This is a genomic window from Polaromonas sp. AER18D-145 (genome assembly GCF_002379095.1).
In the GTDB taxonomy this organism is placed as follows: domain Bacteria; phylum Pseudomonadota; class Gammaproteobacteria; order Burkholderiales; family Burkholderiaceae_C; genus Polaromonas.
The window spans coordinates 1-7,251 of the sequence record NZ_NBZV01000085.1; the positions used below are offsets into that span (position 1 = coordinate 1).

Here is a 7,251-nt window from a genome sequence, read left to right on the forward strand (position 1 = left end):
GCGGCTGGACTTGAGCGCACTCAACGCTGCTGGCTGAGAATCCAAGGTGTTTCCTATGTCTCCGAACACCTGTTTCCCATGTCTCCTGTCTATACAGTCGCCAAAAGAAAAGTAAGCAAAAGAAAAGGCGACCCGATGGTCTGGGTCCCCTGCGCTGCGCTCCGGGGCAACCTGCGGTGCTCGCCGAAAGTGGGGTCGAGCTCGAACTCGCCTTTGGCTCAGACAATCGCTCGCCCTGATCCACTTTCGGCTGCGCTCCTCGGCCCAGCCCGACGGGTGGGGGAAACAAATGTGGGTTCGGATACGGGGAGGCGAGGACGCGCTTTGCGCGTCCTCGCCGGAGCCCGATTCCCTACCCGAATCCGAACCCGCTCTCGACCCCACCACCCTTCTGGCTGCGCCGAGGAGCGCAGGGCCAGACGGATCAGGACGGGCGATTGTCTGAGCGTAGCGAGTTCGAGCCCGGCCCCGGCTGGACCGAGCACCGCAGGTTGCCCCCGTAGCGCAAGCGAAGGGGACCGCAGACAGCAGGGTCGCCTTTTCTTTGCTTACTTTCTTTTGGCGAGACAAAAGAAAGTGAGTAGCCGCCGGGCTACCCCCGGCTTGGTTGCGAACCACAGAAGCTTCGACAAGCTCAGCTCGAACGGCGTGCCTTGGGCCGCCGGTGCAACCCCCGGCCAGCTGGCGCAGGCTTGCAACAAGCGCCCGATCAAACACGCGACCGAAGCGCAACCTTCCCCAACAAATACGCAATGACTCCACAAACAAGACCCCTCGACGGCATCACCGTCATCTCCCTCGAACACGCCATCGCCGCACCGTTCTGCACCCGCCAGCTCGCCGACCTCGGCGCCCGCGTGATCAAGGTCGAGCGACCCGGTGTCGGCGACTTTGCGCGCGCCTATGACCAGCGGGTCGATGGCATGGCTTCGCATTTTGTCTGGGTGAATCGCTCCAAGGAAAGCCTGACGCTGGACTTGAAGCAACCGGCCGCACTGGCCGTGCTTAAACAGCTGCTTGAAACCGCCGACGTGCTGGTGCAAAACCTCGCGCCGGGTGCGGCCGCGCGCATGGGCCTGGGTTTTGACGAACTGCGTGCGGCCAACCCGAAACTGATTGTTTGCGACATTTCGGGTTATGGCGACGACGGCCCCTACCGCGACAAGAAGGCCTACGACCTGCTGATCCAGAGCGAAGCCGGTTTCCTGTCGGTGACCGGCACGCCCGACGAGCCCAGCAAGGCCGGCAACTCGGTGGCCGACATCGCCGCCGGCATGTATGCCTACAGCAGCATCCTGGCCGCGCTGCTGCAACGCGGCAAGACCGGCCAGGGCTCGCACATTGACGTGTCCATGCTCGAGTCGCTGGCCGAGTGGATGGGTTACCCCATGTATTACGCCTACGGTGGTGCCACGCCGCCGCCGCGCAGCGCGGCATCCCACGCGACCATTTATCCCTATGGCCCGTTTGCGGCCGGTGACGGCGGCACCGTCATGCTCGGACTGCAGAACGAACGCGAATGGGTGAGTTTCTGCAAGCTTGTGTTGCAGCAGCCCGGGCTGGCGACCGATGCGCGTTTTGACAGCAACGCGCGGCGCAACGAACACCGCGATGCACTCAAGGCCATCATTCTCGCGGCCTTTGCCGGCATGAGCACCGCCGAGGTGACCACCCGGCTCGACGAGGCGCAGATTGCCAACGCCCGCATGAACAGCATGGCCGAGCTCTGGGCGCATCCGCAGCTCAAGGCGCGGGACCGCTGGCGCCAGGTGGCTTCGCCGGTTGGCGACATTCCCGCGCTGCTGCCGCCGGGCCGCATCAGCAGCTTTGACTACCGCATGGACCCCATCCCCGCCGTCGGCCAGCACACCCGCGCCATCCTGCGGGAACTGGGGCAGGGCGATGACGCCATCGCCGCGCTGCAGCAGACGGATGCTATTTAATTGATAGCATCTTGCGCTTCTCCTATAAGGGCTGACGCCTGATTTTTCTTTAAAAACACGGACTCGCCATGAACAACACCCCCACCGCCCAACTCGCCGCCTTCGCCGCTGGCCTGAGCTTCGACGCCATTCCTGCAGCTGTCGTGCGCAAGGCTGAAGACCTGCTGGTCGACTGGTTCGGCTCGGCAATTGCAGGCAAAGGCGCGCGCCCGGTCGAGACCATCACGCGTTTCGCCGCCAGCATGGGGCCGACGGGCGGCGCGGCCGAAGTGCTGATCAACCGCAGCCGCACCAGCGCCTACTTTGCCGCCATGGCCAACGCGGCCGCCTCGCATGTCGCCGAGCAGGACGACGTGCACAACGGCTCGGTGTTCCACCCCGCCACAGTGGTGTTTCCGGTGGCGCTGGCGATGGCGCAGACGTTCGGCAGCAGCGGCAGGCAGATGCTCACCGCCGCGGTCGCCGGTTACGAGGTCGGCATCCGAGTCGGCGAGTTTCTGGGCCGCTCGCACTACAAGGTGTTTCACACCACCGGCACCGCCGGCACGCTGGCGGCGGCGGCCACGGCGGGCAGCCTGCTGGGCTTGAGCCCGGCGCAGATGCAGCACGCCTTCGGCTCGGCCGGCACGCAGTCGGCCGGGCTCTGGGAATTTTTGCGCACGGCCGCGGACTCCAAGCAGCTGCACACCGCGCACGCTGCCGCCGCCGGCCTGATGTCGGCCTGCCTGGCGCAGGATGGCTTCACCGGCGCGGCGCAGATCCTCGAAGGCCCGCAGGGTATGGCCGCCGGCATGTCCAGCGACGCCGATCCGGCCAGGCTGACCGCCGGGCTGGGTTCACGCTGGGCCACGGCCGAGACCTCGTTCAAGTACCACGCGTCCTGCCGCCACACCCACCCGGCGGCCGACGCGTTGCTGCAGGTCATGCAGGCGCACCAGCTGGCACCGGCCGACATCGCCAGTGTGGTCACCCATGTGCACCAGGGCGCCATCGACGTGCTGGGCCCGGTGCTGGACCCAGCCACCGTGCACCAGAGCAAGTTCTCCATGGGCACGGTGCTGGCGCTGGTTGCGCGTTTCGGCCACGCCGGCCTGGTCGAGTTCGAGAAACATTTCCGCGAAGACGCCACCATGGCCCTGCGTGACCGGGTCACCATGGTGCTCGATGCCGAGGTGGACGCCGCCTATCCGCAGCGCTGGATAGGCAAGGTCACCGTCACCACCACCGATGGCCGCGTGCTGCAGGGCAGGGTGGACGAACCCAAGGGCGACCCCGGCAACACCCTGAGCCGCGAAGAGATCACCGCCAAGGCCCTGCGCCTGGCCGCCTTCAGCGGCGGCGCCACCCCGGGCGACATGCAGGCAGCCGTCGATGCCTTGTGGCAGGTCGCGTCATGGCCGCGCGTGGGCCTGCTGCTGGAGGGCAAGGCATGAGTGCGTCCGCCGGCCAGCCGCTGGCGCTGGCCCGCTCCTTCCTGTTCGTGCCCGCCACGCGGCCCGAGCGATTTGCCAAGGCACTGACCTCGGGCGCCGACGCCGTCATCATTGACCTCGAAGATGCGGTCGCCCCCGGCGAGAAGGCGCAGGCGCGCCAAGGGCTGGCGCAGGCCTGGGCTGGCCTTGCAGCGGCCGGACGCGCGCGCGTGCTGGTGCGCGTGAATGCGGGCAACACGGCCTGGCATGGCGATGACCTGAACCTGTTGGGCGGGCTGGTTGGGTTGGGTGTAGCCGGCGTGGTGCTGCCCAAGGCTGAACATGCGGCCCAGCTCTCGCATGTCGCGGCGGTGCTGGGCCCGGCATGCGCGCTGGTGCCGCTGATTGAATCGGTCGCCGGCCTCGACGCGGCCGACACCCTGGCACGCAGCCCCCAGGTGCTGCGGCTGGCCTTTGGCAACCTCGACTTCCAGGCCGATGCCGGCCTGGCTTGCGGACCCGACGAAGCCGAGCTGACGGCGATTCGGCTGGCCGTGCTGCTGGCTTCGCGCCGCGCGCAGCTTCCTTCGCCGATCGACGGCGTGACGGCGGACACGCAGGACACGGCACAGCTCGCGCGCGATCTGCTGCGCAGCCGCCGCGGCGGCTTTGGTGCCAAGCTGTGTATTCATCCCTCGCAGGTGGCGGCGGTCAATGCTGCGTTCACCCCCAGCCCGGCCGAGATCGACTGGGCGCGTCGCGTGCTGGCTGCCAGCGAGGCGGCGGGCGGCGGCGTGGTCAGCCTTGACGGCCGCATGGTGGACACGCCCGTGTTGCGGCTTGCGCAGCGCACGTTGGCCTGGCAGGCTGCCACATGAATCTGAAACAAGGCGCAACCATGCGCCCTGGTGCGGGTATTTTCCGATGGTATTGCGGTGAAAGTCGCTGGATAATTTTCTTAACTACATGGAGACAAGCATGAACTCAAAATTGAAGACCACGCTGCTGGCTTGCGCCGCAGTCCTCACGCTGGGCGCGGGCACGCAGGCGCACAGCCAGGCCGCTTTCCCGGACAAGCCGGTGGCGCTGGTCGTGCCTTTTGCCGCCGGCGGCCCGACCGACGTGGTTGCCCGCATGATTGCCATCCCGATGGGCAAGGCGCTGGGCCAGACCGTGCTGGTTGAAAACACGGTGGGCGCAGGCGGTACCATCGCCGCCACCCGCGTGGCACGCGCGACGGCCAACGGCTACACCATCTTCATCCACCACATGGGCATGGCCACCGCGCCGGCGCTGTACAAGAAATTGAGCTTCGATCCGCTCAAGGACTTCGAATACATCGGCCAGGTCGTCGATGTGCCGATGACGCTGCTGGCGCGTAAGGACTTCCCGGCCGCCAACTTTGCCGAACTGCAGACCTATGTGAAGGCCAACGCCGGCAAGGTCACGCTGGCCAATGCCGGCTTGGGCGCCGTCTCGCACCTGTGCGGCCTGCTGTTCATGAGCCAGATGGGCGTCGAGCTCAACACCATCCCCTACAAGGGCACCGGCCCGGCCATGAATGACCTGCTCGGCGGGCAGGTGGACCTGCTGTGCGACCAGACCACGCAGACCGTGCCGCTGATCAAGGAAAACCGCGTCAAGGTCTACGGCGTGACCTCGCTGACCCGCCTGGCCGCGCTGCCCAATGTGCCCACGCTCCATGAGCAGGGTCTCAAGGGTTTTGAAGTCAAGGTCTGGCACGGCATGTACGCGCCCAAGGGTACACCGGCGCCGGTGCTTGAAAAACTCAATGCCGCCCTGCGCGCAGCCATGCAGGACCCGATGGTCAAGCAGCGGCTGGCAGACCTGAGTTCCGACATTCCGCCTCTGGAAAAAATGACGGCGGCAGGCCTGAAGAACCATCTGGAAGCTGAAATCAGCAAATGGGCGCCGGTAATCAAGAAGGCCGGCATTTACGCGGATTGAGGCTTTTTTTTAAACAAAAAAGGCCCGCAGCCCTTGTCGGACGGTCGCAAGTAGCTATGAGTTTTATAGTGATCTTGCACCTGGACGAAGGGCTGCCGCTTCGGCCCTGATCCCGGTCCCCTGCGGCACAGACCACCGGCGCCGGGACGTGGACTGGGGTGTCGGGTCAGGCCCGCAACGGCTACCCGGTCTCAGCCGGGCTGCGGCGTTTTCGGCGTGTAGTCGCAATACGGCGCCACCGCGCACTGCCAGCACAGCGGCTTGCGCGCCAGGCACACATAACGCCCATGCAGGATCAGCCAGTGGTGCGCGTCCACCAGGTACTCGGGCGGAATGCGCTTGAGCAGCTTGTGCTCCACTTCCAGCGGCGTCTTGCCCGGCGCCAGCCCGGTGCGGTTGCCCATGCGGAAGATATGCGTGTCCACCGCCATCGTCGCCTCGCCAAACGCGGAGTTCAGCACCACGTTGGCCGTCTTGCGACCCACGCCGGGCAGGGCCTGCAGCGCCTCGCGGCTGCGCGGCACCTGGCCGCCGTGCTGTTCCACCAGCATGCGGCAGGTCTGCATCAGGTGTTTGGCCTTGCTGCGGTACAGGCCGATGGTCTTGATGTAGCCCTCCAGCCCTTCCTGCCCGAGCGCCAGAATTTTCTGCGGCGTGTTGGCCACTGGGAACAGCTTGCGTGTGGCCTTGTTCACGCTCACGTCGGTGGCCTGGGCGCTCAGCAGCACGGCCACCAGCAGCTCGAACACGCTGGTGTATTCCAGTTCGGTCACCGGCATCGGGTTGGCGGCCTTGAGCGTCGCAAAAAAAGGGGCAATGTCAGCGGTTTTCATGCCTTGCAGTGTATGGCTTGTCAATGGGGGGCAGGGCAGACCGCGCCGGGTCCCGCCGCCGCCCGGATCCAACCAGATGTTGACGCTGATCAAGTCCGGCGCGGATCGCCGACCCGACACTATGCATGCATATGAATGAGTGGGCGAGTGGTAGACTGTGAGACGCGGTCCGGTCCGGGCCGCGTGTGACCTGTTTCCAGAAAGAGCCATGCGACCTTCTTCCATCGACAGCCTCAACCCCGGCGGGTCGGCGGCCCTCTTGGCGGGCGTGCTGGAATCCGCCATGGACGCCATCATCACCGTGGACGAGCAGCAGCGGATCGTCATGTACAACCTGGCGGCCGAGCATATATTCGGCTGGTCGCGGCAAGAGGTGTTGCTGCAGCCCCTCGAAAAGCTGATGCCCCAGCGTTTTCGCGCGGGGCATGCGCAGAACGTCGAGCGATATGGCAACTCCGGCGTGACTTCCCGACGCATGGGCGTGCCCAGGGTCATCCATGGCCTGCGCCGCAGTGGCGAGGAGTTTCCCCTGGACGCCTCGATCTCCGTGCTGCATACCCCCGAAGGCAAGCTGTTCACGACCATTGTTCGCGACATCACGGAGCTGGACCGGCTTCAGCGCGAGCAGGCCGACAACGACGCCCGCCTGCGCGAGAGCCAGCGCCGGCTGCAGGTGGCGCAGCGGCTTGCACGCATCGGCTACTGGCAGATCGACCTTGATACCAACCTGATGTGGTGGTGCGATGAAGCCCATGAGGTGCTCGGTGTGCAGAGTTCGCTGCTTGACGCTTCCTATGAGGGGCTGCTCCGGCGGATCCATCCCGGTGACCGCCAGGCTTTTGCTGCGGCGCGCGATGCAGCTGTCCAGGCTGCATTGCCGCTTGATGCCGAGTTCCGGGTGATAACTGATTCCGGCGCTGAACGCTGGATCCATCTGCTCGGCCGGATCGAAGGTGAGGATGTGGGTGAGGGCGAGGGCACGCAGGCACGCCATCGTACCGGCCTGATTCGGGAGATCACCAACCGCAAGCGTTCTGAAGGGGTGATTGCCCGCAGCCTTGAACTGCTCAACCACACCGGGGCGCTGGCCAGGGT

6 protein-coding genes are annotated in these 7,251 nt (G+C 65.9%); 5 read left to right on the forward strand and 1 reads right to left on the reverse strand.

All coding sequences use genetic code 11. The features are described 5' to 3' along the window. The first annotated feature begins 752 nt into the window (after positions 1–752). From B7G52_RS22685 to B7G52_RS22700, 4 genes are all read left to right on the forward strand, one after another. The gene (locus tag B7G52_RS22685) at positions 753–1,943 is read left to right on the forward strand and encodes a CaiB/BaiF CoA-transferase family protein (RefSeq protein ID WP_096699929.1); all 1,191 of its coding nucleotides are present in this window, start codon (positions 753–755) and stop codon (positions 1,941–1,943) included. A 68-nt stretch (positions 1,944–2,011) separates the two neighbouring features. Then, a complete protein-coding gene (locus B7G52_RS22690) occupies positions 2,012–3,376 on the forward strand; it encodes an MmgE/PrpD family protein (RefSeq protein WP_096699930.1) in 1,365 nt (454 codons plus the stop codon). Continuing rightward, entirely contained in the window at positions 3,373–4,233 is an 861-nt protein-coding gene (locus B7G52_RS22695; protein ID WP_096699931.1) for a CoA ester lyase, read from the forward strand. The genes B7G52_RS22690 and B7G52_RS22695 overlap by 4 nt, the downstream gene beginning before the upstream one ends. 88 nt (positions 4,234–4,321) lie before the next feature. Further along, a complete protein-coding gene (locus B7G52_RS22700; RefSeq protein WP_096699932.1) occupies positions 4,322–5,323 on the forward strand; it encodes a tripartite tricarboxylate transporter substrate-binding protein in 1,002 nt (333 codons plus the stop codon). Positions 5,324–5,514: 191 nt separating this feature from the next. On the opposite strand, the gene nth is transcribed toward B7G52_RS22700, so the two are convergent. Next, on the reverse strand, positions 5,515–6,156 hold the full coding sequence (gene nth, locus B7G52_RS22705) for an endonuclease III (protein WP_096699933.1): 642 nt from the start codon (positions 6,154–6,156) through the stop codon (positions 5,515–5,517). A 208-nt stretch (positions 6,157–6,364) separates the two neighbouring features. Here nth and B7G52_RS22710 point away from each other — a divergent pair. Next, positions 6,365–7,251 (forward strand): PAS domain S-box protein (locus B7G52_RS22710; RefSeq protein WP_141397535.1); only part of this gene is annotated, 887 nt, incomplete at its 3' end.

Coding starts and splice junctions, on each gene's coding strand:
- B7G52_RS22685 (WP_096699929.1), top strand. CDS start 753: ATGACTCCACAAACAAGACCCCTCGACGGCATCACCGTCATCTCCCTC.
- B7G52_RS22690 (WP_096699930.1), top strand. CDS start 2,012: ATGAACAACACCCCCACCGCCCAACTCGCCGCCTTCGCCGCTGGCCTG.
- B7G52_RS22695 (WP_096699931.1), top strand. CDS start 3,373: ATGAGTGCGTCCGCCGGCCAGCCGCTGGCGCTGGCCCGCTCCTTCCTG.
- B7G52_RS22700 (WP_096699932.1), top strand. CDS start 4,322: ATGGAGACAAGCATGAACTCAAAATTGAAGACCACGCTGCTGGCTTGC.
- nth (WP_096699933.1), bottom strand. CDS start 6,156: ATGAAAACCGCTGACATTGCCCCTTTTTTTGCGACGCTCAAGGCCGCC.